The 26285-nt window shown below is 65.7% G+C and carries 25 protein-coding genes, 2 tRNA genes and 1 pseudogene; 12 read left to right on the forward strand and 16 right to left on the reverse strand.

The window, feature by feature from the left end:
- Nucleotides 1-103 precede the first annotated feature (103 nt).
- A complete protein-coding gene (locus tag HMPREF2886_RS02475; RefSeq protein WP_033976173.1) occupies nucleotides 104-307 on the reverse strand; it encodes a hypothetical protein in 204 nt (67 codons plus the stop codon).
- 300 nt (nucleotides 308-607) lie between these two features.
- Between HMPREF2886_RS02475 and HMPREF2886_RS02480 the strand changes: the two are divergent.
- The 3 genes and pseudogenes from HMPREF2886_RS02480 to HMPREF2886_RS02490 all read left to right on the forward strand — a co-directional run.
- A pseudogene (locus tag HMPREF2886_RS02480) lies at nucleotides 608-933 on the forward strand (tyrosine-type recombinase/integrase); the annotation flags it as partial.
- Between the two features lie 25 nt (nucleotides 934-958).
- The gene (locus HMPREF2886_RS02485) at nucleotides 959-1204 is read left to right on the forward strand and encodes a FitA-like ribbon-helix-helix domain-containing protein (RefSeq protein WP_003156874.1); all 246 of its coding nucleotides are present in this window, start codon (nucleotides 959-961) and stop codon (nucleotides 1202-1204) included.
- Complete coding sequence (locus HMPREF2886_RS02490; RefSeq protein ID WP_033976169.1) at nucleotides 1201-1620, forward strand: type II toxin-antitoxin system VapC family toxin; 420 nt, start codon at nucleotides 1201-1203, stop codon at nucleotides 1618-1620. The genes HMPREF2886_RS02485 and HMPREF2886_RS02490 overlap by 4 nt, the downstream gene beginning before the upstream one ends.
- A gap of 125 nt (nucleotides 1621-1745) precedes the next feature.
- Here HMPREF2886_RS02490 and HMPREF2886_RS02495 read toward each other — a convergent pair.
- The 9 genes from HMPREF2886_RS02495 to lbcA all read right to left on the reverse strand — a co-directional run bounded on the left by HMPREF2886_RS02495 (nucleotide 1746) and on the right by lbcA (nucleotide 8855).
- Nucleotides 1746-1822, reverse strand: a tRNA-Met gene (locus tag HMPREF2886_RS02495).
- 178 nt (nucleotides 1823-2000) lie between these two features.
- Nucleotides 2001-3101, reverse strand: a complete 1101-nt coding sequence (gene ychF / locus HMPREF2886_RS02500; RefSeq protein WP_058178912.1) for a redox-regulated ATPase YchF — start codon at nucleotides 3099-3101, stop codon at nucleotides 2001-2003.
- 44 nt (nucleotides 3102-3145) lie between these two features.
- A complete protein-coding gene (gene pth, locus HMPREF2886_RS02505; RefSeq protein ID WP_033976150.1) occupies nucleotides 3146-3730 on the reverse strand; it encodes an aminoacyl-tRNA hydrolase in 585 nt (194 codons plus the stop codon).
- 41 nt (nucleotides 3731-3771) lie between these two features.
- Nucleotides 3772-4386, reverse strand: coding sequence for a 50S ribosomal protein L25/general stress protein Ctc (locus HMPREF2886_RS02510; protein WP_003151680.1), 615 nt, complete (start codon nucleotides 4384-4386; stop codon nucleotides 3772-3774).
- A gap of 116 nt (nucleotides 4387-4502) precedes the next feature.
- Complete coding sequence (locus HMPREF2886_RS02515; protein ID WP_003099281.1) at nucleotides 4503-5444, reverse strand: ribose-phosphate pyrophosphokinase; 942 nt, start codon at nucleotides 5442-5444, stop codon at nucleotides 4503-4505.
- Nucleotides 5445-5499: 55 nt separating this feature from the next.
- Nucleotides 5500-5574: transfer RNA gene (locus HMPREF2886_RS02520), tRNA-Gln, on the reverse strand.
- A gap of 36 nt (nucleotides 5575-5610) precedes the next feature.
- On the reverse strand, nucleotides 5611-6459 hold the full coding sequence (gene ispE, locus HMPREF2886_RS02525; RefSeq protein WP_033976149.1) for a 4-(cytidine 5'-diphospho)-2-C-methyl-D-erythritol kinase: 849 nt from the start codon (nucleotides 6457-6459) through the stop codon (nucleotides 5611-5613).
- 1 nt (nucleotide 6460) lies between these two features.
- On the reverse strand, nucleotides 6461-7078 hold the full coding sequence (gene lolB, locus HMPREF2886_RS02530; RefSeq protein ID WP_003095005.1) for a lipoprotein insertase outer membrane protein LolB: 618 nt from the start codon (nucleotides 7076-7078) through the stop codon (nucleotides 6461-6463).
- 4 nt (nucleotides 7079-7082) lie between these two features.
- Nucleotides 7083-8855 (reverse strand): proteolytic complex protein LbcA, encoded by a 1773-nt coding sequence (lbcA, locus tag HMPREF2886_RS02535; RefSeq protein ID WP_073649756.1) that lies wholly within the window; start codon nucleotides 8853-8855, stop codon nucleotides 7083-7085.
- Nucleotides 8856-8998: 143 nt separating this feature from the next.
- Here lbcA and hemA point away from each other — a divergent pair, with 143 nt between their 5' ends.
- From hemA to pagL, 6 genes are all read left to right on the forward strand, one after another.
- Nucleotides 8999-10267: a glutamyl-tRNA reductase gene (hemA, locus tag HMPREF2886_RS02540; protein WP_003095001.1), complete on the forward strand. Its 1269-nt coding sequence runs from the start codon at nucleotides 8999-9001 to the stop codon at nucleotides 10265-10267.
- Between the two features lie 17 nt (nucleotides 10268-10284).
- Nucleotides 10285-11367 (forward strand): peptide chain release factor 1, encoded by a 1083-nt coding sequence (gene prfA / locus HMPREF2886_RS02545; RefSeq protein ID WP_003099290.1) that lies wholly within the window; start codon nucleotides 10285-10287, stop codon nucleotides 11365-11367.
- Nucleotide 11368: 1 nt separating this feature from the next.
- Entirely contained in the window at nucleotides 11369-12199 is an 831-nt protein-coding gene (gene prmC / locus HMPREF2886_RS02550; protein WP_070746742.1) for a peptide chain release factor N(5)-glutamine methyltransferase, read from the forward strand.
- Nucleotides 12193-12951 carry a molybdopterin-synthase adenylyltransferase MoeB gene (locus tag HMPREF2886_RS02555; RefSeq protein ID WP_009316212.1) on the forward strand — a complete coding sequence of 253 codons (759 nt, stop codon included), beginning with the start codon at nucleotides 12193-12195 and terminating at the stop codon, nucleotides 12949-12951. Before prmC ends, HMPREF2886_RS02555 begins: the two co-directional genes overlap by 7 nt.
- On the forward strand, nucleotides 12941-13738 hold the full coding sequence (gene murI, locus HMPREF2886_RS02560) for a glutamate racemase (protein WP_070746743.1): 798 nt from the start codon (nucleotides 12941-12943) through the stop codon (nucleotides 13736-13738). Before HMPREF2886_RS02555 ends, murI begins: the two co-directional genes overlap by 11 nt.
- Nucleotides 13739-13871: 133 nt before the next feature.
- Nucleotides 13872-14393, forward strand: a complete 522-nt coding sequence (gene pagL / locus HMPREF2886_RS02565) for a lipid A 3-O-deacylase (protein ID WP_003099307.1) — start codon at nucleotides 13872-13874, stop codon at nucleotides 14391-14393.
- Between the two features lie 125 nt (nucleotides 14394-14518).
- Here pagL and phrB read toward each other — a convergent pair whose 3' ends face one another.
- The 4 genes from phrB to HMPREF2886_RS02585 all read right to left on the reverse strand — a co-directional run bounded on the left by phrB (nucleotide 14519) and on the right by HMPREF2886_RS02585 (nucleotide 18962).
- Nucleotides 14519-15964, reverse strand: coding sequence for a deoxyribodipyrimidine photo-lyase (gene phrB, locus HMPREF2886_RS02570; RefSeq protein WP_070746745.1), 1446 nt, complete (start codon nucleotides 15962-15964; stop codon nucleotides 14519-14521).
- Nucleotides 15961-16860: a MerR family transcriptional regulator gene (locus HMPREF2886_RS02575; protein ID WP_058178915.1), complete on the reverse strand. Its 900-nt coding sequence runs from the start codon at nucleotides 16858-16860 to the stop codon at nucleotides 15961-15963. Before HMPREF2886_RS02575 ends, phrB begins: the two co-directional genes overlap by 4 nt.
- 9 nt (nucleotides 16861-16869) lie before the next feature.
- Nucleotides 16870-17826 (reverse strand): DUF523 and DUF1722 domain-containing protein, encoded by a 957-nt coding sequence (locus HMPREF2886_RS02580; protein ID WP_070746747.1) that lies wholly within the window; start codon nucleotides 17824-17826, stop codon nucleotides 16870-16872.
- Between the two features lie 152 nt (nucleotides 17827-17978).
- Complete coding sequence (locus HMPREF2886_RS02585; RefSeq protein ID WP_003099318.1) at nucleotides 17979-18962, reverse strand: NAD(P)/FAD-dependent oxidoreductase; 984 nt, start codon at nucleotides 18960-18962, stop codon at nucleotides 17979-17981.
- 414 nt (nucleotides 18963-19376) lie between these two features.
- Between HMPREF2886_RS02585 and HMPREF2886_RS02590 the strand changes: the two genes are divergently transcribed.
- The 3 genes from HMPREF2886_RS02590 to HMPREF2886_RS02600 all read left to right on the forward strand — a co-directional run bounded on the left by HMPREF2886_RS02590 (nucleotide 19377) and on the right by HMPREF2886_RS02600 (nucleotide 22966).
- Entirely contained in the window at nucleotides 19377-20294 is a 918-nt protein-coding gene (locus HMPREF2886_RS02590) for a TIGR01777 family oxidoreductase (RefSeq protein ID WP_070746749.1), read from the forward strand.
- A complete protein-coding gene (gene hemH, locus HMPREF2886_RS02595) occupies nucleotides 20291-21313 on the forward strand; it encodes a ferrochelatase (RefSeq protein WP_042164338.1) in 1023 nt (340 codons plus the stop codon). Before HMPREF2886_RS02590 ends, hemH begins: the two co-directional genes overlap by 4 nt.
- Before the next feature lie 279 nt (nucleotides 21314-21592).
- Nucleotides 21593-22966, forward strand: coding sequence for a spinster family MFS transporter (locus HMPREF2886_RS02600; protein ID WP_003099328.1), 1374 nt, complete (start codon nucleotides 21593-21595; stop codon nucleotides 22964-22966).
- Between the two features lies 1 nt (nucleotide 22967).
- On the opposite strand, the gene HMPREF2886_RS02605 is transcribed toward HMPREF2886_RS02600, so the two are convergent.
- Nucleotides 22968-23915: a Csu type fimbrial protein gene (locus tag HMPREF2886_RS02605; protein WP_033976141.1), complete on the reverse strand. Its 948-nt coding sequence runs from the start codon at nucleotides 23913-23915 to the stop codon at nucleotides 22968-22970.
- Nucleotides 23912-26284, reverse strand: a complete 2373-nt coding sequence (locus HMPREF2886_RS02610) for a fimbria/pilus outer membrane usher protein (protein WP_058016972.1) — start codon at nucleotides 26282-26284, stop codon at nucleotides 23912-23914. Before HMPREF2886_RS02610 ends, HMPREF2886_RS02605 begins: the two co-directional genes overlap by 4 nt.
- Nucleotide 26285 lies beyond the last annotated feature (1 nt).

The raw sequence follows: 26285 nt of genomic DNA on the forward strand, positions 1-26285 counted from the left end.
GAGGGCTATTGATGCACAGATCGCCACGTCTTTCCAGGCTCAGCGGGCGAGGTGTCGGATCCAGATCAGGTAGTTGGCGCACCGGCCTCGACGTGCTAGCCGCTCAGATCGCATCCGAGTCGATCCGCGCCCTCAGCGATGCCGGTGCACGCACGCAGACTTCGGTGACCTGGCTGTCGTTCGGCCCGAAGATCAGCTCGATACCTTCGTCGCGCAACTGCTGGAGCAACGTGTGTTCGTCACCGTCGCTGGCCAGCTTGAGGGTGACGATGTCACCTTCTCTGCGTTTCCAGATATGCACCTGCATGGGGACTTCTCCCTTGGGCTGACGGAAACGCCCATTACTTCACAGGGGAAAGGGGGACGTCAGTCAGGGAATTCTGATTTTTGCAGAGGTGGATATTCCCAAGTTTTCCGGGAAGAGGGAGCGGGATCTACCGGCGTCCCTGCCCCTGTTTCATGGGGTTTATGGATCGTCCCGGGGCTGGAGTCGGCACAGGCCAAAGAAAAAGGGTTTGGCTTGCGCTAACCCTTGAAGAACATGCCGGCTACACCGGGGCTTGAATCTGGGACATCAGCATTATGAGTCACTACAAGCCACCTGCTGATCCCAGGTGAGTTGGAGAGGCTGACATTCAAGGTGGCATGCCTGGGTCTGGCCGCCTGTTCAGGTCCTGCCGCGCCGCGTTCCGCTGCGCCTATCAGCGTTGCGGGTTCCAGACGCCGGGCCAGATGACCCATATCCTCCGCCGTACCTTCGCCAGCGACTACATGTTGGGGGGAGGGGACATCCTGGCTCTACAGCGGATCCTCGGACACTCCTCGATCACGATGACCATGCGGTATGCGCACCTATCGCCGGAGCATCTTGAATCAGCCATGCGTCTGTCGCCGCTCGCTCAGCTTGGACAGTCTGCTGTATGCTATCAGTGATTTCATTGATTGCACTGGAGGGAATATGGCCAGTATCACCATTAGGAACCTAGACGAAGACCTCAAGGCCAAGCTTCGAGTGGTCGCTGCGAACCATGGCCGCTCGATGGAAGAGGAAGTCCGGATAATCCTCGCCCAAGCACTTTCTCGGGAAGAGAAACGTGGTGGGCTGGGAAGCCGAATTCATTCCCGCTTTGCGTTGGTTGGTGGGGCTGATATCGAGGTGCCCGCTCGTAATACCAAGGCTCGGGCTGCGGACTTCGACGAATGATCCTGCTCGACACCAATGTCCTGTCAGAACTCATGAGAGCGAAGCCGGATCCGGTGGTGGTTGCTTGGGTCGACGCTCAACCTGTCCAGGATTTGCTCATCAGTTCGATCACGGTGGCAGAGATCCTCTATGGTATCGCCAGAATACCGGAGGGTAAGCGCAGGCAAGCACTACAGGACGTGGCCATTGCCATGTTCGAAGAGGACTTTGCCGGGAGGATCTTGCCATTCGATGCGGATGCCGCTGTTCATTACGCAGAGCTGGCGGCAGAGAGTGAGGGCAAGGGAAAGATAGCCGATATGGCTGACGGGCAAATTGCAGCGATAGCCAAGTTGCACGGCGTACCGGTTGCTACCCGCAATATCCACCACTTCCAGAGCTTCGGTGTTGAGCTGTTTAATCCCTGGAGTGGCTGACACCAAATGCGAGCAAGGAGGCTGGTTGCAACTGTGGTCTTTAGCTTGGTAGACACGCTGTAGTCACTTGTAGTCACCACAGGCAAAAGAAAAGGGGTTAGCTTGCGCTAACCCCTTGAAAAATATGGTGGCTACACCGGGACTTGAACCTGGGACATCAGCATTATGAATGCTGCGCTCTAACCGACTGAGCTATGTAGCCGAGTGGCGCGCATTTTCCGTATCTCGGGCGGGGCTGTCAACCCCTGGGCCCAGATAATTTTCTGATCTTTCAATCGTTTAGACGGATGGGGTCAGATCGCCGGAGAGCGGGCGGTGGGGAGGGGCTGGAACAAAAAGCCCCGGCGCTTGGCCGGGGCTTTCCAGGGACGTGAAGGGGATTACACGTTGAAGCGGAAATGCATCACGTCGCCGTCCTTGACGATATAGTCCTTGCCTTCCAGGCGCCATTTGCCGGCTTCCTTGGCGCCCTGTTCGCCCTTGAACTGGATGAAGTCGTCGTAGGCGACCACTTCGGCGCGGATGAAGCCTTTCTCGAAGTCGGTGTGGATCACGCCGGCGGCCTGCGGGGCGGTGGCGCCGACGCGGACGGTCCAGGCGCGGACTTCCTTCACCCCGGCGGTGAAGTAGGTCTGCAGGTTGAGCAGGCTGTAGCCGGCACGGATCACACGGTTCAGGCCGGGTTCCTCGAGGCCGAGGGACTCGAGGAACATGTCCTTCTCTTCGCCGTCTTCCAGTTCGGCGATCTCGGCTTCGATCTTGTTGCACACCGGCACCACCACCGCGCCTTCTTCCTCGGCGATAGCCTTCACCACATCCAGGTGCGGGTTGTTCTCGAAGCCGTCCTCGGCGACGTTGGCGATGTACATCACCGGCTTGCTGGTCAGCAGGTGGAAACTGCGCACCAGGCGCTTCTCCTCGTCACCGAGGTTCTTCAGCAGCGAACGCGCCGGCTTGCCCTCGGTGAAGTGGGGGATGAGCTTTTCCAGCAGGGCCTTCTGTGCCAGGGCTTCCTTGTCGCCGCCCTTGGCGTTGCGGGCGACTTTCTGCAGTTGCTTCTCGCAGCTGTCGAGGTCGGCGAAGATCAGTTCGAGGTCGATGATCTCGATGTCGCGCTTGGGGTCGACGCTGTTGGACACGTGGATTACGTTGTCGTCTTCGAAGCAGCGCACCACGTGGGCGATGGCGTCGGTCTCGCGGATGTTGGCGAGGAACTTGTTGCCCAGGCCCTCACCCTTGGAGGCGCCCGCCACCAGGCCGGCGATGTCGACGAATTCCATGGTGGTCGGCAGTACGCGCTCGGGCTTGACGATCTCGGCCAGGGCGTTCAGGCGCGCATCGGGCATCGGCACGATGCCGCTGTTCGGCTCGATGGTGCAGAACGGGAAGTTTTCCGCCGCGATACCGGATTTGGTCAGGGCGTTGAACAGGGTGGACTTGCCGACGTTGGGCAGGCCGACGATGCCGCAGTTGAATCCCATGCTATGTCCCTCGCGCGCAGAGTGTGGGCGCTAGAAAAAATGGATCAGGCCTTCTGGCTGTGCAGCTTCTGCATCGCCCGGGTCCAGTCCCCGGCGAGCATTTCCGGCAGCACGCCGAGGGCGAAGTCGATGCTGGTGTCGAGCAGTTCCTGCTCGCTGCGCGGGGCGCGGCCGAGCACGTAACCGGACACCAGGCTGCTGTGCCCCGGATGGCCGATGCCAAGCCGCAGGCGATGGAAAGAATTCTGGTTGCCGAGCTGGGCAATGATGTCGCGCAACCCGTTGTGCCCGCCGTGCCCGCCGCCGGTCTTGAGCTTGGCGACGCCGGGGGGCATGTCGAGTTCGTCGTGGGCCACCAGGATGGCGTCCGGGGCGATCCGGAAGAATCCCGCCAGCGCCGCCACGGACTGGCCGCTGCGGTTCATGTAGGTGGTCGGGATCAGCAGACGAACGTCCTTGCCCTGGTGGCTGAACTTGCCGACCAGGCCGAAATACTTGCGCTCAGCCACGAGGCTGATGCCCTGGGCATGCGCCAGGCGCTCAACGAAAAGGGCCCCCGCGTTATGCCGGGTCTGGTCGTATTCAGGACCCGGGTTTCCCAGGCCAACGATCAGTTGTACGGCAGTCACGACGGGAGCCCCTCTCTATAAAAAGGCGATCGAGTAATGAATTACTCGGCGGCGCCTTCTTCGCTACCTTCTTCCTTCACCACGCGGGAGGCGTGGATGTTGGCAACGGCCAGGTCGTTGCCGTGGGCCAGTTGTACCAGCTCGACGCCTTTCGGAGCCTTGAGGTCCGACAGGTGAACGATCTGGCCCAGCTCGACCTTGGCCATGTCGACTTCGATGAATTCCGGCAGGTCTTTCGGCAGGCAGGAAACTTCGACTTCGGAGATGGTGTGGGAGATCTCGCCACCGGCTTGCTTGACGCCAACGGCTACGTCTTCGTTGATGAAGTGCAGCGGTACGTGGGCGGTCAGCTTGTGGTCGGCGACCACGCGCAGGAAGTCGGCGTGCATCACGAAGCCTTTCGCCGGATGGCGCTGCAGGGCCTTGATCAGTACGGTTTCCTTGGCGCCGCCAACGTTCAGGGCGATCACGTGGCTGAAGGCAGCCTCGTTTTCCAGCAGCTTGGCGATTTCGCGCAGTTCCAGGGTAACGGACTGGGGCTCTTTGTCGCCGCCGTAGATTACCGCGGGAACCTGAGCGGCGTTACGACGCAGGCGGCGGCTCGCACCTTTCCCCAGATCGGAACGCACTTGGGCATTCAGAATAAAGTCGACCATTGTGTCTCTCCAAAAATAACAATGCGCCCGAACGCTTGCGACCAGCGTTCGGGCGATTTCAAAGGCCCCGCCGCAGCGGGGCGTTTTCGTTCAGGCGCGTTCGCCGAGGCTGGGCCTCAGCGGAACATCGCGCTGATCGATTCTTCGTTGCTGATCCGGCGCATGGCTTCCGCGACGACCGGAGCGATGTCCAGCTGGCGGATGCGGCCACAGGCCTGGGCAGCGGCGGACAGCGGGATGGTATTGGTCACCACCAACTCGTCCAGTACGGATTTCTCGATGTTCTCGATGGCGCGGCCGGACAGCACCGGGTGGGTGCAGTAGGCGATGACCTTGGCGGCACCATGCTCTTTCAGGGCCTTGGCGGCGTGGCCGAGGGTGCCGGCGGTATCGACCATGTCGTCGACCAGCACGCAGGTGCGGCCTTCGACGTCACCGATGATGTGCATCACCTCGGACTGGTTGGCCTTGGGACGGCGCTTGTCGATGATCGCCAGGTCCACACCCAGGGACTTGGCCACGGCGCGCGCACGCACCACGCCACCGATGTCCGGGGAGACGATCATCAGGTTCTCGAAGCGCTGGTCCTCGATATCGTCCACCAGCACGGGCGAACCGTAGATGTTGTCTACCGGGATATCGAAGAAGCCCTGGATCTGGTCCGCGTGCAGGTCGACCGTGAGGACACGGTTGACGCCGACCACGGTCAGCATGTCGGCCACTACCTTGGCGCTGATGGCCACGCGGGCGGAGCGCGGACGGCGATCCTGGCGGGCATAGCCGAAGTAGGGGATGACGGCGGTGATACGAGTGGCCGAGGAGCGGCGGAAGGCATCGGCCATCACCACCAGTTCCATCAGGTTGTCGTTGGTCGGCGCGCAGGTCGGCTGAATCAGGAATACGTCCTTGCCGCGGACGTTTTCGTTGATTTCGACGCTGATTTCGCCATCGGAGAATTTGCCAACTGAAACATCGCCAAGAGGAATGTGCAGCTGACGCACGACGCGTCGTGCAAGATCGGGGTTAGCGTTCCCCGTGAAGACCATCATCTTGGACACGCTACAGGTACCTGTGTCGACCGAAGGGATCCGGATGAAATACAGAAGAGGAAAATGGCAGGGGCGGCTGGATTCGAACCAACGCATGGCAGGATCAAAACCTGCTGCCTTACCGCTTGGCGACGCCCCTGTGGTATTGCTCGAATGCCGTTTCGGCATTCCTTTCTCAGACCAGAGTTTCCAGCTTCCGGTGCAACATCGAGACGTTGCTTCCCTTGGCGACGAACCTCTGAAGGTGGTCTGGAAGAAGGGCCGAGACTTTATCAGCTTCAGCTTTGTTTGGGAAGCTCCCAAACACACAACCTCCAGTGCCGGTTAATCTAGCTGAAACAAATTTGTTTAGCAAGATCAAAGCGTTACGAACTTCTGGGTAACGCCTCTCGACTACCGGCTGACAGTCGTTTCGGCTGTCCCCCTCGAGAACGGTGCGCACTTTAATGGCGGGAGAATCGCGTGTCAACAGTGGATCTGAAAAAATTTCTGCTGTGCTGACAAGTACTTGCGGAACCACGACGAGATACCAGGGCTCCGGGATGTCCACCGGGGTGAGCTTTTCCCCCACGCCTTCGGCGAAAGCCGCGCGTCCGCGGGTGAAGACCGGCACGTCGGCGCCCAGGCGCAGGCCCAGGGCGGCGATGCGATCCTCGTCCCAGCCGAGGTTCCAGAGATGGTTCAGGGCCAGGAGCGTCGTGGCGGCGTCGGAGCTGCCGCCGCCGATGCCGCCGCCCATGGGCAGGCGCTTGTCCAGCCAGATGTCGACGCCTTGCGGGCTGCCGGAGGCTTCCTGCAGCACGCGCGCGGCGCGCACGATCAGGTTGCCGTCGTGAGGCACCCCGGCGATTTCCGTGTGCAGGCGTACCTGGCCGTCCTCGCGGGTTTCGAAATGCAATTCGTCGCCGTGGTCGAGGAACTGGAACAGGGTCTGCAACTCGTGGTAGCCGTCGGCGCGACGGCCGAGGATGTGCAGGAACAGGTTGAGCTTGGCTGGCGCCGGCAGGCTGAGACGCACGGCCATGTCAGCGGCCGAGCTGGCGCGGCTGCCAGTCCTTGATCACCAGGGTGACATCGAGGTCCTGGCCGTGCAGCTTCAGGCGCTCGGGCAGCCAGTAGCCGTTCTGCTCGGCGTAGCGGGTGTATTCGATCTGCCAGCCGTCCTGTTCCAGGCGCGCCAGGCGGCTGTCGGCGTCGAGGGTCAGGCGGCTCTTGCTGTCCGGCGCCGGGAGGCCGCGTACCCACCAGAGCAGGTGCGAGACCGGCAGGCGCCAGCCTAGTTGTTCTTCCAGCAGGGCTTCCGGGGACTCTGCCTGGTAGCGGCCCTGCCCGGCGACTTCCAGGCTCACCGCGCCTTCACGCCCGGTCAGGCGTGCTGCGCCGCGGCCGAGCGGGCCGGACAGGCGGATGTCGTAGTAGCCCTGGCGCTGCAGCCAGAACAGGGTGCCGCTGCCGGAGTCGCGCGGGGCGCGGATGCCGACCTTGCCGTCGATCTGCCAGGCATCCAGCTCGCTGAGTTGCTGCTTGTGGGTTTTCCAGGTCTGCGCATCGCCCTGGCCTTCCAGGGCTTCGTGGGAGGTCAGGCCGGCACAGCCGCTGAGCAGGGCCAGCGCGGAGGCGGCGAGGAAAAGACGTAGACGCATGGTTTCAAGGAGTCTCGGCGCCGGTCAGGCGCTTGATGGTGCGGCGCAGCACATCGCTGTCGGGCTGCTTGTCGAGGTATTCGCGCCAGATGGCGCGGGCGTCGCCCTGGCGCCCCTGGGCCCAGAGGACTTCGCCCAGGTGCGCGGCGACCTCGTGGTCGGGGTAGCGCTGCAGCGCCTGGCGCAGGTAGCGCTCGGCGTCCGCCAGCTTGCCCTGGCGATAGTTGATCCAGCCCATGCTGTCGAGGATCGCCGGGTCGTCCGGGTTCAGCTTGTGTGCCTTGAGGATCAGCTCGCGGGCCTCGGTGTAGCGGGTAGTGCGGTCGGCCAGGGTGTAGCCGAGGGCGTTGAGGGCCATGGCGTTGTCCGGCTCGCGGGCGATGACGAAGCGCAGGTCCTTTTCCATCTGCGCCAGGTCGTTGCGTTTCTCCGCCAGCATCGAGCGGGTGTAGAGCAGGTTGAGGTCCTCCGGGTACTGCTTCAGACCCTCCTGGATGGCCTGCCAGGCCTTTTCCTGCTGGTCATTGTTGGACAGCGCCTCGGCTTCGATCAGGTACAGCTGGATGGCGTAGTCGGGTTGCTCGCTGCGCGCCTTGTCCAGGCGCTGGGCTGCTTCGTCGACGCGGCCGGCCTTGAGCAGGACGTCGGTCTGGCGCAGTTGCGCCGGGAGGAAGTCATTGCCCGGGCCGACCTGGGCGTACTCGTCGAGGGCGCGCGCGGTGTCCTTCTGTTCCTCGGCGAGGCGGCCGAGGTTGAAGTGAGCGGCGTCGACGTGGCTGTCGCGCTCGACCAGTTCTTCCAGGTAGATCCTGGCTTCGTCCCAGGCCTGGGCTTCCAGGCAGACCAGCGCCAGGGAGAAGCGCAGGTCGTCGTCGTCGGGGAATTGCTGGACCAGTCCGGCGAACTCGGCCTTGGCGTCGTCCAGGCGATTCTGCTCCACCAGCAGGCGCGCGTAGGCGAGGCGCACGCGCTTGTCGTCCGGGTGTTCCTTGATCCCGGCCTTGAGCAGTGGCAGGGCCTCGTCGCTGCGCTTCATGCTCTGCAACAGGCGCGAGCGGAGCAGCAGCGGGGCGACTTCGTGGCGGCTTGCGGAGTTGTCCTCTAGCAGGGCCAGGGCTTCGTCCGGGCGGCCGTCCTGTTGCAGCAGCAGGGCCTTGCCGAACAGCAACTGGCCGTTGTTCGGGTATTTCTTCAACAGGTGGTCGAAGCTCTGCAGCAGGCCGGCGCGGGTATCCGGGTCGGTCTCCGCGGCAGACAGGGCGAGGAAGTCGAAGTGCGTGTCGCCCTGGCCGTTGAGGACCTTCTCCATGTACACCATGGACTCCTCGTAGCGCCCGGCGCGGGCCAACTGGATCGCGGCGGCGCGCTGGGCATCGAGGTTGTCCGGCGCGCTGCGCGCCCAGAGCAGGGAGGTGTCGAGGGCCTCCTGGTCGGCGCCGAGGTATTCGGCGATGCGGAAGGCGCGCTCGGAAACCCCGGGGTCGCGGGTTTTCTGCGCCTGCACCACATAGTTGCTCAGGGCGATGTCGAAGCGGTTGCGCTGCCCGGCCAGTTCGGCCACCAGCAGCGAATACAGGCCGTCCTCGCTGAAGGAGCCGTACTTTTCCGGCTTGGCCTTGGTCTCGACCGCGGTGTCTTCCACCGGCGGGGTGCCATCGGGAGTCTTGTGGATAAGTGACTGGCAGCCGCCGAGCAGCAGCGTGACGGTCAGCAGCGCAAGGGATTTGTTCATAGAGGAAGAAAGCCGGCCTTGAACCTGCGAGGGTGGCGCCATCATGACATAAGCCGTCCGGCAAGCCCAAGGGGGCCGGGACGGGCGTCGACGAAGCTGTCTATGGGGTCAATACATCGGCAATGGTTGTCCTGCCCTTGGCGAAGTAGGAGAATTGCGCGTTTCCCCGATTAGCTCAGCGATCCTGCATGGCCTTCATTGCCCTCGGCATCAATCACAAGACCGCCTCGGTGGCTGTCCGCGAGCGCGTGGCTTTCACTCCGGAACAGATGGTCGAGGCGCTGCAGCAGCTCTGCCGCCTGACCACCAGCCGCGAGGCGGCCATCCTATCGACCTGCAACCGGAGCGAACTCTACCTGGAGATCGACCATCCGACCGCGGACGACGTGCTCGCCTGGCTGGCGGACTACCATCGCCTGACCCTCGACGAGTTGCGCGCATGTGCCTATGTACACCAGGACGAAGACGCGGTGCGCCACATGATGCGCGTGGCCTCCGGCCTCGACTCGATGGTCCTCGGCGAGCCGCAGATCCTCGGTCAGATGAAGTCGGCCTACGCCGTCGCGCGCGAGGCCGGCACCGTCGGTCCGCTGCTCGGCCGCCTGTTCCAGGCCACCTTCAGTACGGCGAAGACTGTCCGCACCGATACCGCCATCGGCGAGAACCCGGTGTCCGTGGCGTTCGCCGCGGTGAGCCTGGCCAAGCAGATCTTCAGCGACCTGCACCGCAGCCAGGCGCTGCTGATCGGCGCCGGCGAGACCATCACCCTGGTCGCTCGCCACCTGTTCGAGCAAGGCGTGAAGCGCATCGTGGTGGCCAACCGCACCCTGGAGCGCGCCAGCCTGCTCGCCGAGCAGTTCGGCGCCCATGCGGTCCTGCTTTCGGAGATACCCGAGGAGTTGGCCAACAGCGATATCGTCATCAGCTCCACTGCCAGCCAGTTGCCGATCCTCGGCAAGGGCGCCGTGGAGCGCGCGCTGAAGCAGCGCAAGCACAAGCCGATGTTCATGGTCGACATCGCCGTGCCGCGCGACATCGAGCCGGAAGTCGGAGAGCTGGACGACGTCTACCTCTATAGCGTCGACGACCTCCACGAAGTAGTGGCGGAGAACCTCAAGAGCCGCCAGGGCGCTGCCCAGGCCGCCGAGGAACTGGTCGGCAGCGGCGTCGCCGAGTTCATGCAGCGCCTGCGCGAACTGGCCGCGGTGGACGTGCTGCGCGCCTATCGGCAGCAGGCCGAGCGCCTGCGCGATGAGGAGCTGGGCAAGGCCCAGCGGCAACTGGCCAACGGTGCCGACCCGGCCGAGGTGATGGCCCAGCTGGCCCGCGGCCTGACCAACAAGTTGCTGCACGCGCCCAGCGTGCAGATGAAGAAAATGTCCGCCGAGGGCCGCATCGACGCGCTGGCCCTGGCCCAGGAGCTGTTCGCCCTCGACGAGGGCGCGCCGCGCCACTGACCGGTACCTATGCCTGCATGAAAGCTTCTCTGCTGAAAAAGCTGGATGTCCTCAGCGATCGCTACGAAGAACTGACGGCGCTGCTCGGCGACGCCGAGGTGATCAGTGACCAGACCCGCTTCCGCGCCTATTCCCGCGAGTACGCCGAGGTCGAACCGGTGATCCTGGCGTTCCGCGACTACCGCAAGGTGCAGGCCGACCTCGAGGGCGCCCAGGCGTTGCTCAAGGACAGCGACCCGGAGTTGCGCGACCTCGCCGAGGAAGAGGTCGCCGAAGCGCGCGGCCGCCTCGCCGCCCTCGGCGACAGCCTGCAGCGCATGCTGCTGCCGAAGGATCCCAACGATAGCCGCAACGTGTTCCTGGAGATCCGTGCCGGCACCGGTGGCGACGAGGCGGCGATCTTCTCCGGCGACCTGTTCCGCATGTATTCGCGCTACGCCGAACGCCAGGGCTGGCGGGTCGAGACGCTGTCGGAGAACGAGGGCGAGCACGGTGGCTACAAGGAAGTGATTGCCCGGGTCGAGGGCGACAACGTCTACGCCAAGCTCAAGTTCGAATCCGGCGCGCACCGCGTGCAACGGGTGCCGGAAACCGAATCCCAGGGCCGGATCCACACTTCCGCCTGCACCGTCGCGGTACTGCCGGAGCCGGACGAGCAGGCAGCGATCGAGATCAACCCGGCCGACCTGCGGGTGGATACCTACCGTTCCTCCGGCGCCGGCGGCCAGCACGTCAACAAGACCGACTCGGCGGTGCGCATCACCCACATTCCCAGCGGCATCGTTGTCGAGTGCCAGGAAGAGCGCTCGCAGCACAAGAACCGCGCCAAGGCCATGGCCTGGCTGGCGGCCAAGCTCAACGACCAGCAGCAGGCCGCGGCGCAGCAGGCGATCGCCAGCACGCGCAAGCTGCTGGTGGGCTCGGGCGACCGCTCGGAGCGCATCCGTACCTACAACTTCCCGCAAGGGCGGGTCACCGACCATCGCATCAACCTCACCCTGTACTCCCTGGGCGAGGTGATGGAGGGCGCGGTGGAACAGGTGATCGAGCCGCTGCTGCAGGAATACCAGGCCGATCAACTGGCGGCCCTGGGCGACTGACATGACCACTATCTGTACCCTTCTCAAGGATTCCCAACTGCCCGATTCGCCCAGCGCCCGGCTCGACACCGAGTTGCTGCTGGCGGCGGCGATGGGCAAGCCGCGCAGCTTCCTGCGTACCTGGCCGGAGCGCATCGTGCCGCGCGAGGCCAACGAGCTGTTCGACGACTGGATCGCCCGTCGGCGCAACGGTGAGCCGGTGGCCTACATACTTGGCCACCAGGGCTTCTGGAGCCTGGACCTGGAGGTCGCTCCACACACCCTGATCCCGCGCCCGGACACCGAGCTGCTGGTGGAAACCGCGCTGGCGACCCTCGCGGCGGACACCGCTACCGTGCTCGACCTGGGCACCGGCACCGGCGCCATCGCCCTGGCCCTGGCCAGCGAGCGGCCGCTATGGACAGTGACTGCGGTGGACCGTGTGGAAGAGGCCGTGGTGCTGGCCGAACGCAATCGCCAGCGGTTGCTCCTGGAGAACGTCGAGGTGCGCCGCAGCCACTGGTTCTCCGCTCTCGATGGCCGACGCTTCCGGATGATCGTCGGCAATCCGCCGTATATCCCTGCCAGCGATCCGCACCTGAGCGAGGGCGACGTGCGTTTCGAGCCGAAGAGCGCACTGGTCGCGGGTAGCGATGGCCTCGACGATATCCGCCAGATCGTCGCCCAGGCACCACAGCATTTGCTGGACGAAGGCTGGTTGCTGCTCGAGCACGGCTATGATCAAGGGGCGGCGGTGCGCGAACTGCTCGGCGCCCGCGGCTTCGCCGGGGTACATACGTTGCGCGACCTCGGCGGCAACGAGCGGATCACTCTCGGACAATGGGCATGCTGAGCGACGAGGAACTGCTGCGCTACAGCCGCCAGATCCTGCTGGCGCAGGTCGACGTCGAGGGCCAGCTGCGCCTGAAGCGCAGCCGCGCACTGATCGTCGGTCTTGGCGGCCTGGGTTCGCCGGTGGCGCTGTACCTGGCCGCGGCCGGAGTCGGCGAGCTGCACCTGGCGGATTTCGATACGGTCGACCTGACCAACCTGCAACGGCAGGTCATCCACGATGGCGCCAGCGTGGGTATCGGCAAGGTGGAGTCGGCGATGCGTCGGCTGGGCGCGCTGAATCCGCAGATCCGCCTGGTCAGCCATAGCGCCGCGCTGGACGAGGACTCCCTCGATGCCGCCGTGGCGGCGGTCGACCTGGTGCTCGACTGCACCGACAACTTCGCCACCCGCGAGGCGGTCAACGTCGCCTGCGTGCGCGCCGGCAAGCCGCTGGTCAGTGGCGCGGCGATCCGTCTCGAGGGCCAGCTTTCGGTATTCGATACCCGCCGCGACGCAAGCCCCTGCTACCACTGCCTCTACGGGCACGGCAGCGAGGCCGAGCTGACCTGCAGCGAGGCCGGCGTGATCGGTCCGCTGGTGGGGCTGGTCGGTAGCCTGCAGGCGCTGGAGGCGCTCAAGCTGCTGGCCGGTTTCGGCGAACCGCTGGTGGGCCGCCTGCTGCTGGTGGACGCCCTCGGCACGCGCTTCCGCGAATTGCGGGTGCGTCGCGATCCTTCCTGTGCCGTCTGCGGGCAACGCCATGGCGGTTGAGTCGGCCGCGGTCGGCGTTTTCGATTCCGGGGTCGGCGGGCTCAGCGTATTGCGTGAGATTCGCGCGCGCCTGCCATCCGAATCGTTGCTCTACGTCGCCGACAACGCCCATGTGCCCTACGGCGAGAAGAGCGCGGAGTACATCCGCGAACGCTGCGAGCGGATCGGTGATTTCCTTCTGGAGCAGGGCGCCAAGGCTCTGGTACTGGCCTGCAATACCGCGACGGCTGCGGCTGCGGCGGAATTGCGCGAACGTTATCCGCAGGTGCCGCTGGTGGCCATGGAGCCGGCGGTGAAGCCGGCCGCGGCGGCCACCCGCAACGGTCGGGTCGGCGTCCTGGCCACCACCGGAACTCTGAAGAGCGCGCGTTTCGCCGCCTTGCTCGACCGCTTCGCCAGCGACGTACAGGTCTTCACCCAGCCTTGCCCGGGGCTGGTCGAGCGCATCGAAGCCGGCGATCTCTATGGGCCGCAAACCCGAACGCTGCTGGAACGCCTGCTGGCGCCCATCCTCGAACAGGGCTGCGATACGCTGATCCTCGGCTGTACTCATTATCCCTTCGTCAAACCCCTGCTGGCCGAGCTGATCCCGACGGAGATGGCGATGATCGATACGGGAGCGGCTGTCGCCCGGCAGCTGGAGCGCGTATTGTCGGCGCGGGCGCTACTGGCCTCTGGCCAGGCCGCGCCGCCGCGTTTCTGGACCAGCGCGCTGCCGGAGGAGATGGAAAGGATTCTGCCGATCCTCTGGGGAAGCCCGGAAAGCGTAGGAAAATTAATCGTTTAGTCGTTCCTGGCAGACGTGTCAGCGATTTTTTGAACTAAAGCGTTTGGTCTAGTATCTGCTTTAGTAAGTGCGCTCTTATAATGCGCAGCTTGAATGCGGGGGCTTTCATGCAACTTTCGAAAAGGACGTTTCAATGAAGAAACTACTTCCGCTGGCCGTTCTGGCCGCACTTTCCTCCGTCCACGTGGCCTCCGCCCAGGCGGCGGACGTCTCGGCCGCCGTCGGTGCGACCGGCCAGTCGGGCATGACCTATCGCCTGGGCCTGAGCTGGGATTGGGACAAGAGCTGGTGGCAGACCTCCACCGGGCGCCTGACCGGCTACTGGGATGCGGGCTACACCTATTGGGAAGGTGGCGATGAAGGCGCCGGCAAGCATTCGCTGTCGTTCGCTCCGGTATTCGTCTACGAGTTCGCCGGCGACTCGATCAAGCCATTCATCGAGGCCGGTATCGGCGTGGCGGCGTTCTCCGGCACCCGTGTCGGCGACCAGAACCTGGGGTCCTCCCTGAACTTCGAAGACCGCATCGGCGCCGGCCTGAAGTTCGCCAACGGCCAGTCGGTCGGCGTTCGGGCGATCCACTATTCCAACGCCGGCCTGAAACAGCCGAACGACGGTATCGAGTCCTACAGCCTGTTCTACAAGATCCCGATCTAGTCGGCACGGGCGAAAAAAGCCGGGGTTCATCCCGGCTTTTTCATGCCTTCGATTCTTCCGCCACGCCGCACCGCCCTTGGAAAGAGCGAGCCATTTGGCGGGAGGCGATAGCTCGCTGACGCGCCCTACGCGCGACCATCGCGCGGCGGCAGGTTGCGGAAAGCCGCCAGCGCCCGTTCGCGGCTGGCCTTCAGGTCGACCATCGGCCGTGGATAGTCGACCCCGGCGAACAGCCCCAGGCTGGACGGATCGTGGATTGCCTTGCGCTCCAGGCCGGCCAGTTCCGGCAGCCAGTGGCGGATGAACTCGCCGCGTGGATCGAAGCGTTCGGACTGCGAAAGCGGATTGAACAGGCGAAAGTAGGGGACGGCGTCGGTGCCGGTGGATGCGCTCCACTGCCAGCCACCGTTGTTCGCCGCCAGGTCGCCGTCGATGAGGTGGCGCATGAACCAGCGTTCGCCTTCGCGCCAGTCGATCAGCAGATTCTTGCTGAGGAACATCGCTACCACCATCCGCAGGCGATTGTGCATCCAGCCGGTGGCAAGCAACTGGCGCATTGCCGCATCGATGATCGGTATGCCGGTGCGCCCCTGTTGCCAGGCTTCGAGTTCCGCCGGGGCCTGGCGCCAGCGCAGGGCCTCGGTCTCCTCGCGGAAGGGGCGGTGCCGGGAGACCCGTGGGTAGCCGACCAGGATGTGCTTGTAGAACTCGCGCCAGAGCAGCTCGTTGATCCAGGTCGCGGCGCCTTGCTGGCCGCCGCTGAACTCGCCGCGGTTGGCGACCAGCGCGGCGTCCAGGCATTGCCTGGGCGAGAGTACGCCGGCGGCCAGGTAGGGCGACAGTTGGCTGGTGCCGGGAAGCGCCGGGAAGTCGCGCCGTTCATGGTAGTCGGCCAGGTGCTGGTCGGCGAAGTCGCGCAGGCGTTCCTGCGCTACCTCTTCGCCTGCCGGCCAGAGGTGGCGCAAGCTGTCGGCCGGCCGCGGGAAGGCGGGCACGGCATCCGGCAGCGGGTCGCTGGCCAGCGCGTGCGGTGGCTGGGGCCGCGGACGCGGGCGGACACCCGGCAGGGCCTGGTACAGCCGTTCGTGGCAGACCTTGCGGAACTGGCTGAACACCTGGAAATAGCCGCCGGTTCGGGTCAGTACCGAGCCGGGGGCGAAGAACAACTGGTCGAGGTGGCTGTGGAAGGCCACGCCCTGTTCGCGCAGGCGTTGGCCGACGGCCTGGTCGCGGCGTTCCTCGTTCACCCCGTATTCCTGGTTGACGTGTACCGCGCCGACTCCCAGCTCCCGGCAGAGTCGGCCAATGACTTCCGGGGCTTGCCGCCAGTGGCCGCAGTCGCGCACCAGCAGTGGGATGTTCAGTGCGGCGAGCTGGCGTTGCAGCTCGCCCAGGTTGCGCAGCCAGAAGTCGACCTTGCAGGGCGCATCTTCGTGTTCCCGCCACTGCGTCGGGCTGAGCAGGTAGAGGGCCACGCAGGGGCGTCCATCGGCGGCGGCGAGGAGCGCGCTGTTATCGGTGGTTCGCAGGTCGCAGCGAAACCAGATCAGGTTCATCGGGATGCCGTTCATGGGTTCAACAGGCCTCGTTCGCCGAGCAGGCGGCGGGCTTCCAGGGGCGTGCTCGCCAGCAGCAGGCCGGCTAGCGCCAGGGTTTCGAAGGCTTCGCGCTGGATCTCCACGGCCGGTCCGACCAGCACCACCGGGCAGCTCACCCCTGCCAGCAGGCGCGGCAGGTGCTCCGGGTTGAGGCGATGACTGGCGTACAGCAACACGCCGCGAGCCTCCAGGCGTTCGCAGGCCAGGGCGAGTTCTGCCGGTGGTAGTGGCCAGTCGAAGACCTGCAGCGGCACCTCGCCGCTGCCGAGCAGCCAACTGCACAGCCAGAGGTTCGGCTCCAGCGATAGTTCGGACTGGTTGACCAGCAACAGAGGGGCGCCCTGTTGTAGCCGCTGCTGGTGATAAAGGCGGGCGCCCAACTTGCTGCGCAGCCAGGAAAAGAAGAAGGCACGCTCCATACGGGCGCCGAATTGTCCCTGCCAGCGTCGTTCGAGGTGCTGCAGCAAGGGTTGCAGAAGCTTTTCGCAGAGGGTCGCTACCGGATAGAGCGACGCGGCCTGGTTGAACAGATCGTCGAGGCGTCGCTCGGCCAGCGCGGCGATGGCGTCCAGCAGTTGTTCGTGCAGGCGTTCCCAGGGGGATTCGACATCCGCCGCCGAGGTTTCCTCCGGATGCTCCAGCAGCGCGCGTACCTGGCTGATGGCGACGCCACGCTCGAGCCAGACGAGTATCCGGCGGATGCGCTCGACCTGCTCTTCGCTGTAGAGCCGGTGCCCCTTGCCGGTGCGTTGCGGCACCACCAGGCCGTAGCGGCGCTCCCAGGCGCGCAGGGTGACCGGATGGACGCCGGTCAGACGAGTGACTTCGCGGATCGGCAGGCCGCCGCGTTCGAGGTGGGGCGAGTTCATCGGGAAATCCTAGAGCGCGTTGCGCAGGCCGAGTTCGGTCGGGTGCGGTTGCAGGTAGGCCTGCTGGGCGATGTATGCATGCGGGTGGCGACGGAAGTGGTGCTTTAGCAGGGTCAGCGGTACCACCAGCGGCACGCTGCCATGCCGGTACTGCTCGATCAGCTCGCGCAATTCACGCCTGTCTTCGGTTGTGAGGTCGCGTTTCAGGTAGCCGCTCAGGTGCAGCAACACGTTGCCATGGCTGCCGCGGGTCGCGCAGCGGCGCAGGCCCTGCATCAGCTCGCCGAAGTAGCGAGTGCCGAGTGCTTCCGGCTGGTAGTGGCCGGCTTCGCCGAGCAGGCGGCCGAGGCTGCGGTAGTGCTCCGGCGAATGGGCCAGCAACTGGTACTTGTAGCGGCTATGGAAGGCGACGATGGCCGAATGGCTGAGGCCGCGCTGGCACAGGGCCTGCCAGTGGGCATGGGCGAACACGCGGGTGAGGAAGTTCTCCCGCAGGACCGGATCGTGCAGCCGGCCTTCTTCTTCCACCGGTAGCTCCGGCAAGGCTTCGCAAAGGGCTGCGGCGAAGCGTCCACGGCCTTCGGCGCGCGGTGCGCCGCCGCCTTCAGGGTAGACCTTGACCCGTTGCAGCCCGCAGGACGGCGAACGTTGCATGAAGATGAAACCGTCCAGCGTGTCTGTCCGTTGCGCCACCCGCCGCGCATATTCGGCGAGCGCTCCGCCGACCGCCAGGCCGTCGCGGCTCCGCGCCTCGGCGGCTTCCGGAGTGCCTTCCAGGCGAATCGCCGGGCGCGGCGTGCCCAGGCCGATGGACTGTTCCGGGCAGAAGGAGACGAACTCGACGTGCCGCGCCAGTTCCTCGCAAAGCGCGGATCGCTTGTGGCCGCCGTTGAAGCGCACCGGTTCGCCGAGCAGGCAGGCGCTGATGCCGAGTCGAGGCGTCAGGGAAGGGTGAGATTCGTGCATCGGTGTCGTCTCCCGAGGGGAAAGGAGGTTCGCGCGCAGCTCGACAGCCAGGCGGTCATACGACACATCCTAGAACTTATCTTGTACAGGTCAATGTATTTGTATAGGTATTTTCTTGTCACATCGGGCCGCCAGGCGACGGCCCGATCCCCTCAGAGATGTTCCAGCAGGCGCCGCGCGGCTTCCTGGCCGCTGAGCCAGGCGCCTTCGACGCGGCCGCTGGAGCACCAGTCGCCGCAGGCGTAGATGCCCAGGTCGGGATCGCCGAGGGCGCCCCACTGGTGGGCCTCCGCCGGGCGTGCATAGAGCCAGCGGTGGGCGATGCTGAAGGCGGCTTCCGGTACGGCGCAGCCGATCACTTCGGCGAAGGCGCAGCGCAGGTGCTCGACCACGTCCTCCTTGGCCATGTCGATGTGCTGCCGGCTCCACTGGCTGGTGGCGTGCAGCACCCAGGTGTCGAGGGTGGTGTCGCGCCCCGGCTTGCTGCGATTGCAGGCCAGCCAGGCGATCGGACTGTCGTGTACGAAGCAGCCCTGCACCGGGGTGTCGAGTACCTCGCGGAAGCCTAGCGCCACCGCCCAGGTCGGCTCCATGACCACGCTCGCGGCGGTGGCCGCCAGTTTCGGCACGCTGGCCAGCAGCGGCGTGGCCTGGGGAGCGGGGATGGCGATCAGGACCTGGTTGAACGGACCGTGGTTCTGTCCCTCGGCGTCCTGCAGGTGCCAGTGTTGCTTGCCGCGGAAGACCTCGGTGATGCGGCAGGAGAAGACCACTTGCAGATCGGTGAGCAGGGCGCGGGTGATCGCACTCATCCGCGGGATGCCGACCCAACGTGGCTGCTCGTCCGGGGAGGGGCTCAACTGGCCGTCGCGGTATTGGTAGAGAGCGGGTTTCCACTCGTCCACCCAGCCTTCCTCGCGCCAGTGTTGCAAGGCGTCGAGGAAGCGCCGGTCGCGGGCGGTGAAGTATTGCGCGCCGAGGTCCAGCGTGCCGGCCTCGCTGCGCTTGCTGGCCATGCGGCCGCCGCTGCCGTGGCCCTTGTCGAACAGTTGTACGGTCTGGCCGGCGGATCTCAATGCGTGGGCGGCGGAAAGCCCGGCGATGCCAGTACCGATGATGGCGATGGGGACGCTCATGACATGCCTCTCTGGTTGTGTAGCGTCTGGACAGGCGAATCAGGTTTCTTGTACAAGCTTGATTCAATGTACAGTATTGCGCGTGCTTCGAGGCGCACCTTGCGTCGCGCCGATGGCGCGCTTGTGGCGCACGGCTCGCTTCCTGGCCTGTCGAACCTTCAGACGTTCCGTTCGGAAGTATCAACCGAGTTATCTGAAGAATAGACGGCTGGCGCCGTTCACTTAGGCACCAGTGCGATGCAAGCCCTGTTCCTTGGCTGAGTCGAAAACGACGCCAGGGTTCCCCGGCCGGAGCCGACGGATCTTCCATCCACAGGATAACGCCGGAATGGGGGGGAGGATGCACGGTCATCGGGCAGATCGATGTCCAGGGTCCAGACTGAAAGGGCACGCAGGCAAAACGAGGAGACAGCCATGCACATTCTCTTGACCGGCGGTACCGGCCTGATGGGTCGCCGCCTGTGCGCCCGCTGGCGACAGGCCGGGCACCGGCTGACCGTGTTCAGCCGGAGGCCGCAGCAGGTGGAATCGCTGTGCGGCGTCGGCGTGCGCGGCATCGATCGTTTCGACGAGTACGGCGACCAGCCGCTCGACGCGGTGGTCAACCTGGCCGGCGAGCCGATCGCGGACAAAACCTGGAGCCACAAGCGCAAGGCGCTGCTGTGGGAAAGCCGGGTACGCCTTACCGAGCGCCTGGTGGAATGGCTGGACGCTCGCGAGCAGCGCCCGGGTCTTCTGTTATCGGGTTCTGCGGTGGGTTGGTATGGCGACAGCGGCGAGCGCCCGGTGACCGAGGAGGGGGCGGCGGCCGGCGAGGATTTCGCCAGCGAGCTATGCCTCGCCTGGGAGCAGATCGCCCGCGAGGCGGAGAAGCTCGGCACCCGTGTCGTGCTGCTGCGCACCGGCCTGGTGCTGGCCTCCGAGGGTGGTTTCCTCGAGCGCCTGTTGCCGCTCTACCGGCTCGGCCTGGGCGGACCGCTGGGTGACGGCCGGCAATGGATGCCGTGGATCCATATCGAGGATCAAATCGAGCTGATCGATTTTCTTTTGCGGCGGCCCGATGCCAGCGGTCCCTATAATGCGTGCGCTCCCCACCCGGCGCGCAACCGCGATTTCGCCAAGGCCCTGGGCCGGGCGCTGCACAAGCCGGCGCGGATACCGACCCCCGGGTTCGTCCTGCGCCTCGGGCTGGGAGAAATGTCCGGATTGCTGCTCGGTGGCCAGCGAGCCTTGCCGCAGCGCTTGCAGGATGCCGGCTACCGTTTTCAATTCACCGACCTGGACGCGGCGCTGGCCGATGTCCTGGCCGCCCGACGAAAGGATCAGGCATGACCGAGAATGCCCTGCTGTTGCTCAACCTGGGCTCCCCGGATTCGACCCGGGTGGAGGATGTTCGCCGCTATCTCGACCAGTTCCTCATGGACCCTTACGTGGTCGACCTTCCCTGGCCGCTGCGGCGCCTGCTGGTGTCGCTGATCCTGATCAAGCGTCCGGCCGAATCGGCGCACGCCTACAGCTCGATCTGGTGGGACGAAGGGTCGCCACTGATCGTCCTCAGTCGTCGCCTGCAGGAGGCGATGAAGCCGCACTGGCCGCATGGGCCGGTGGAACTGGCGATGCGCTACGGCCAGCCGGCCATCGAGAAGGTCCTGCTCGACCTGGCGCGCCGTGGTATCCGGCGGGTGACCCTGGCGCCGTTGTATCCGCAGTTCGCCGACAGCACCACGACCACCGCCGAACAGGAGGTGCGCCGGGTGATCGCCGCCCATCGCCTGGACCTGGAGGTCAGCACGCTGCCGCCGTTCTACGACCAGCCGGTCTACCTCGATGCCCTGGTGGAAAGCGTGCGTCCGTACCTGCAGCAGCCCCACGACCATCTGTTGCTGAGCTTCCATGGCTTGCCCGAGCGGCACATCCGCAAGCTGGTGAAGGATCCTGCCCACGACCTGCTGGCCGAGAACAGCCGCAACGTCAGCCCCGAAGCCCTCGCCCTCTGCTACCGCAGCCAGTGCCTGCGCACCGCCGAGGCCTTCGCCGAGCGCGCCGGCCTGGAGCAGGGGCGCTGGTCGGTGTCGTTCCAGTCGCGCCTGGGGCGCGCCAAGTGGATCGAGCCCTATACCGACGCCAAGCTCGACGAACTGGTGCAGCGTGGGGTGAAGCGCCTGCTGGTGATGTGCCCGGCGTTCGTCGCCGACTGCATCGAGACCCTGGAGGAAATCGGCATGCGCGGTCGCGAGCAGTTCATCAGTGCCGGCGGCGAAGATCTGGTGCTGGTTCCCTGCCTCAACGACCACCCCGCCTGGGTCGGCGCCCTGGCCGACATGAGCGGACGCCTGGCCAGGCCGCTCTGAGAGCCTGTTCATGATCCGCTGCGCGTCGCGGTATGACGGCTGTGAAGTGCTCATTTGCCGCTCGTCAGCTCCGCTTCCCCGCCCAGCTCGCGAGATGCTGGACAGGTTCTGAGCGCACGCGGCGGCGAATGACCTGACGGTCATTCGCCGGAACCCGCTTCCCGCATTCAGCAGTTCTATAGTCCCTTGCCCTGGGTATAAGCCCGGATGTTGCCGGCTTATCCTGCCTGTCGACCCTCCCTTCGCATCCGCCGCTTCGGCGGCGTCCAGGAGTTCGGCATGCATAACAACAATAACGGCTATCCCTCCAACCTTGCGGCCTGGACCACGGTGGCGATACTCATGGTCGCCTATGTGCTGTCCTTCATCGACCGGCAGATCCTCAACCTGCTGGTCGGCCCGATCCGCCGCGACCTGGCCATCAGCGATACGGAAATGAGCCTGCTGATGGGCTTGTCCTTCGCCCTGTTCTACACCCTTTGCGGTATCCCGCTCGGACGCATGGCCGACAACCGCAGCCGGCGCGGCCTGATCCTGTTCGGCGTGCTGGTGTGGAGCGCGATGACCGCGGCCTGCGGTCTGGCGCGCAGCTATTGGCAATTCCTCACCTTCCGGGTCGGCGTCGGGGTCGGCGAGGCGGCGCTGTCGCCAGCGGCCTATTCGCTGATCGCCGACAGCTTCCCGCGCGAGCGTCGGGCGACGGCGATCAGCGTTTACTCGATGGGCATCTACCTGGGCTCGGGGCTGGCCTTCCTGCTCGGCGGTCTGGTGATCAAGTTCGCCTCGGCCCAGGGCGACGTGCACCTGCCGCTGTTCGGCGAGGTGCGCCCGTGGCAACTGATCTTCCTCATCCTCGGCGCCGCCGGCGTGCTCTTCTGCCTGTTGCTGCTGGCGATCCGCGAGCCGGCCCGGCGCGGAGTCGGCGCAGGCGTGGCGGTGCCGCTGGGCGAGGTCGGCGCCTACCTGCGGGCCAACCGCAAGACCGTGCTCTGCCACAACTTCGGTTTCGCCTGCCTGTCCTTCGCCGGCTACGGCAGCGGCGCCTGGGTGCCGACCTTCTTCGTCCGCACCCACGGCTGGGACGCCGGCCATGTCGGGGTGGTCTACGGCAGCATCGTTGCGGTGTTCGGCTGTCTCGGCATCGTCTTCGGCGGGCGCCTGGCCGACTACTGGGCGAAGCGCGGGCGGAGCGACGCGAACATGCGCGTCGGGCTGCTCGCCGCCTGGGCGGTGATTCCCTTCACCCTGGTCTATCCGCTGCTGGACAATGCCAATTGGGCGGCGGCACTGATGGCGCCGACGGTGTTCTTCCTGAGCATGCCGTTCGGCGTGGCCCCGGCGGCGATCCAGGAGATCATGCCTAACTCGATGCGCGGCCAGGCCTCGGCGATCTACCTGTTCGTGGTCACCCTGTTCGGTCTCGGCGTGGGCCCGACGGCGGTGGCGCTGGTCACCGATTTCGTCTTCGCCGACGACATGGCGCTGCGCTACTCGCTGCTGCTGGTGACCCTGGCCGCGGTGCTTGGTGCGGTGGTCCTGCTGGGGATCGGCCTCAAGCCCTATCGCGCCAGCCTGGAGCACCTGAAGGACTGGAGCCTGCGACGGGAAGGCGAGGGCGGCGAGGATTGGAAGGCGTCCCGGCAGCCGGCCTGACTCAGTAGGTGAGGATGACCCGCACGGTATCGCTGTAGGTACCGGCGGGGACGTTGCCCTGGGCCGGGTTGACGATGGCCCGGTACGGCACGTTCTGCGCGGCGCCGCTACCGGTGCCTGCCTGGGTGTTGCTGGTGGTCCAGACCGTCGAGTCGCCGGGTTTGTAAAGGTTGTACTGGATCGCGTTGGCACCGCTGAGCATTCGCCGCCACCCGCCGCTGAAGTTGTTGCCGTTGTCGAAGCCGATGGTATAGGTGGCGTTCAGGGTGCAGCGCACGCCAATGTTCTGGTTCACCGTGGTGAAGGCCGAGACCAGCGCGGCGCTGCCGAAGCTGAGGTCCGGAGCGCTGTCGATGAAGCAGTCCTTGAGCACCGTCAGGGTAACGTTGACGCTGCTGCTGGCGGTGCCGTCGTCGTATACGCAGAGTCCCAGGGCACCGGCGGCGCAGAGGTGCCAGGCCCAATTGAGGCCGATGGTATCGGTATAGGTGCCGGCCGGCAGGGTCACCCCGGTGGCGGTGCGCAGGTACAGCGGCAGGCTGCCGTCGGTGGCGTTGAACAGGCCGAGGATGCCGAGGAAGGTAGTGCTGCTCCAGCGCACCGTCGAGCCGACGTTGTAGACGGTGCCGCAGCCGTTGTCCTTGCAGATGCTGTAGGGCAGGTAGGTGCCGCTGGCGGCGTTGTACAGCCGCGGCGTGGTGCCCAGCGGATTGGCGGTGCTGGCGATGGTCGCGTCGATGGTGTTGGTGCTGAGGATCGACAACAGGCTGCCGGTGCATTTGAAGCCGGTGGTGCCGGTGATGGTCTGGGCGGTGCTGGCCACGGTGAACGAGCTCAGGCTGCCGAAATTGCCGGTGCCGGAGCTGGTGGTGCAGGCGGCGAGCAGCAACGGGCTGGCGCAGAGCGTAGCGAAGCCGAGCAGGCAGGCGGACGTGGAGTGGCGGCTCATGGCGTATCTCCGATCGGGGCCGAGCAGGTCAGCGGGCCGACCTGGCTGACGGTGGGTTTGCGCGTGTCCAGGCGGAAGCGTGCCTGGCAGGCCCGGCCGTCGGGCCGGACCACGCGTAGCTGGTTGTCGCTTTGCAATCCTTCGAAATAGACCTGGCCGTCCCAGCCGACGCTGGCGCGCTGGCCGCTGCCGGTTTCCTCGGCCCGGCTGCCCAGCGGCAGCGGTTCGCCGCGCTCGTCCACCAGGCTGATGCTGGCGGCGATCACGGCACGGATCGGGAAATCCAGCAGCAGGCCGCTGCCCTGGCGTACCGCCACGCGCTGCTCGACTTCGGGCGCGCTGACGTTGGCCGGAAGGTCCAGCGGCTCGATCTGGAACTTCGCCGGGTAGTAGGCCGCGACCCAGGGCACCAGCAGGTGGCCGTTGTCGTCGGTGCTGCCCATCAGTTGGTTCTCGTAGCGGATCGGCACCTGTGGATAGCCCTTGGTGCTGACCAGGACGAAGGCGTCGTTGATCCGGTTGCTGGCGAACACGGCATTGTCCATCCATACCAGCGAGCCGCTGAGATCGGCCCAGCGCGTGTAGTTGCCGGTCTCGCCATAGAGGCCGCCCTGCAGTTGCACGTTCTGCATGCGCCAGGTCAGGTCGGCCTGCTGGTAGCGGCTGGCGCCGCCGCCATAGCCGAGGTTCCAGCCGAGGCCGCCCTGGCTCGGCGTGGAGCGGCTCCAGATCACCCGCTCGCTGTAGCGCCGGTCGCTGTCGCGGGTGACGCCGATGTTCAGCAGGCCGTTGATGTCGAAGGGAATCACCAGTTGCATCAGTGCGCTGTAGCCGTCGCCGTCGAGATCCTTGTTCAGCGCCAGGTAGAAGCTGCTGCGGCTGCCGATCGGGCGGCTGTAGGAGAGGTTGGCCAGGCGCGTGCGGCTGCCGTCGCGGGCGCGGATGTCGAAGTAGCCGGTACCGATGGTGCCCTGCTCGTCGAAGGTCAGGCTGGCGGTAGCCTGGTCGGTGCGCCGGCTCAACTGGTACTCGCCGTCCAGGGTGCCGAGGTCGCCATAGCCGGCGCTGCGCTCGATGTGTTGCAGGCTGAGGCCGAGCCGGCGCGAATAGTAGGAGTAGCCGAGCAGGTATTGCTGGCCGCTGTCGCCCTGGCCGTCGCTGCCGCTGGCCGCCAGGCTGAGGGTGCCGAAGGTGGCGACGGCGATGTCGCCGCCGATGCCGAGCAGGTGCAGGTCGCTGGCGGCCTCGGCGTGGGTGGATAGGGTCAGGCGGTCGCTGACGCCGTAGCGGTAGATGCCGCTGGCGGCGTTGTCGGCATAGGAGAAGTTGCGTAGGCCGTAGTCGTCGCGCAGGCGCCCGACGGACAGGTCGAAGTCGCTCAGGCCGCGCGCCAGCAGGGTGTTGGATACGTAGAACGGCAGGCTGGTCGCCACTTGTCGGCCCTGGGCGTCGGTGGTCACCACCGTGGCTTCGCCGGCTCCGTTGATGTACGGCACGTTGCTGATGGCGAAGGGGCCGGGTTGCAGGTCGGCGCTGCTGGCCTTGTAGCCGTTGATGAACAGGTCGACGGTGCTGGGTACCGCGGCCTGGCCGTCGAAGCGCAGCAGCGGATAGGTGACCAGGTCCGGACGTACGCCGAAGTTGCGGGCGAGGCGAAAGCCGCCCATGCGTACCGGGGTGGTCCAGTTCAGCGCGCCGTTGACGTAGTCGCCCAGTTGGTAGCTGTGCATGTTGCGTTCGTCGTTGTACAGCCAGTAGGTGTCGTAGCGCAGGTAGCGGCTGTCGAGGTTGTCGGCGTCGCCGAAATAGCGGGTGTAGACGCCGGTGTTGGAGATCACCCCGAAACCGTCGAACAGACGTTGCTCGAGCAGCGCGGAAAGCCAGGGCGTGGCGCCGTCGGCGGGGTCCGAGTAGTACAGGTCGTAGTTGAACAGCGCGCCGAGGCTGCTGCGCGCTGGGGCGCGGGCGACCAGTCCGGGATCGTCGAAGCGCTGCTCCGGCAGCCAGTCCGGCGGCACTTGCAGGTGCAGTTGCTGGCTGGCGCTGTCATAGTCCGCCCGGACTTCGGGCAGGGCGTCCACCGCGACCTGTCCGGCGGGGTTGCCAGGCAGGCGCACGCCGGCTTCGCGGAGGGCCGCGGCGTCGAGCAGGTAATGGCCATCGGCGGCGTTGACCGGCACCACCTGGCCGCTGTCGCGGCCGTTGATCACCAGTTCCAGGTAGTAGAGGACGTTGCCGCCGCCGGACGGAGCGGGTTGCGGCGGCGGCAGTCCGGCCAGGTAGTCCGCCGCATGGACAGGGGAGAGCAGCGCCAGGCCGATCAGTAGCGAGCGGTGGCGGCGGGAGCGCCGCTGACACGGGCGAGGCACG

This window comes from Pseudomonas sp. HMSC066A08, from assembly GCF_001813025.1.
Classification (GTDB): Bacteria; Pseudomonadota; Gammaproteobacteria; order Pseudomonadales; family Pseudomonadaceae; genus Pseudomonas; species Pseudomonas aeruginosa.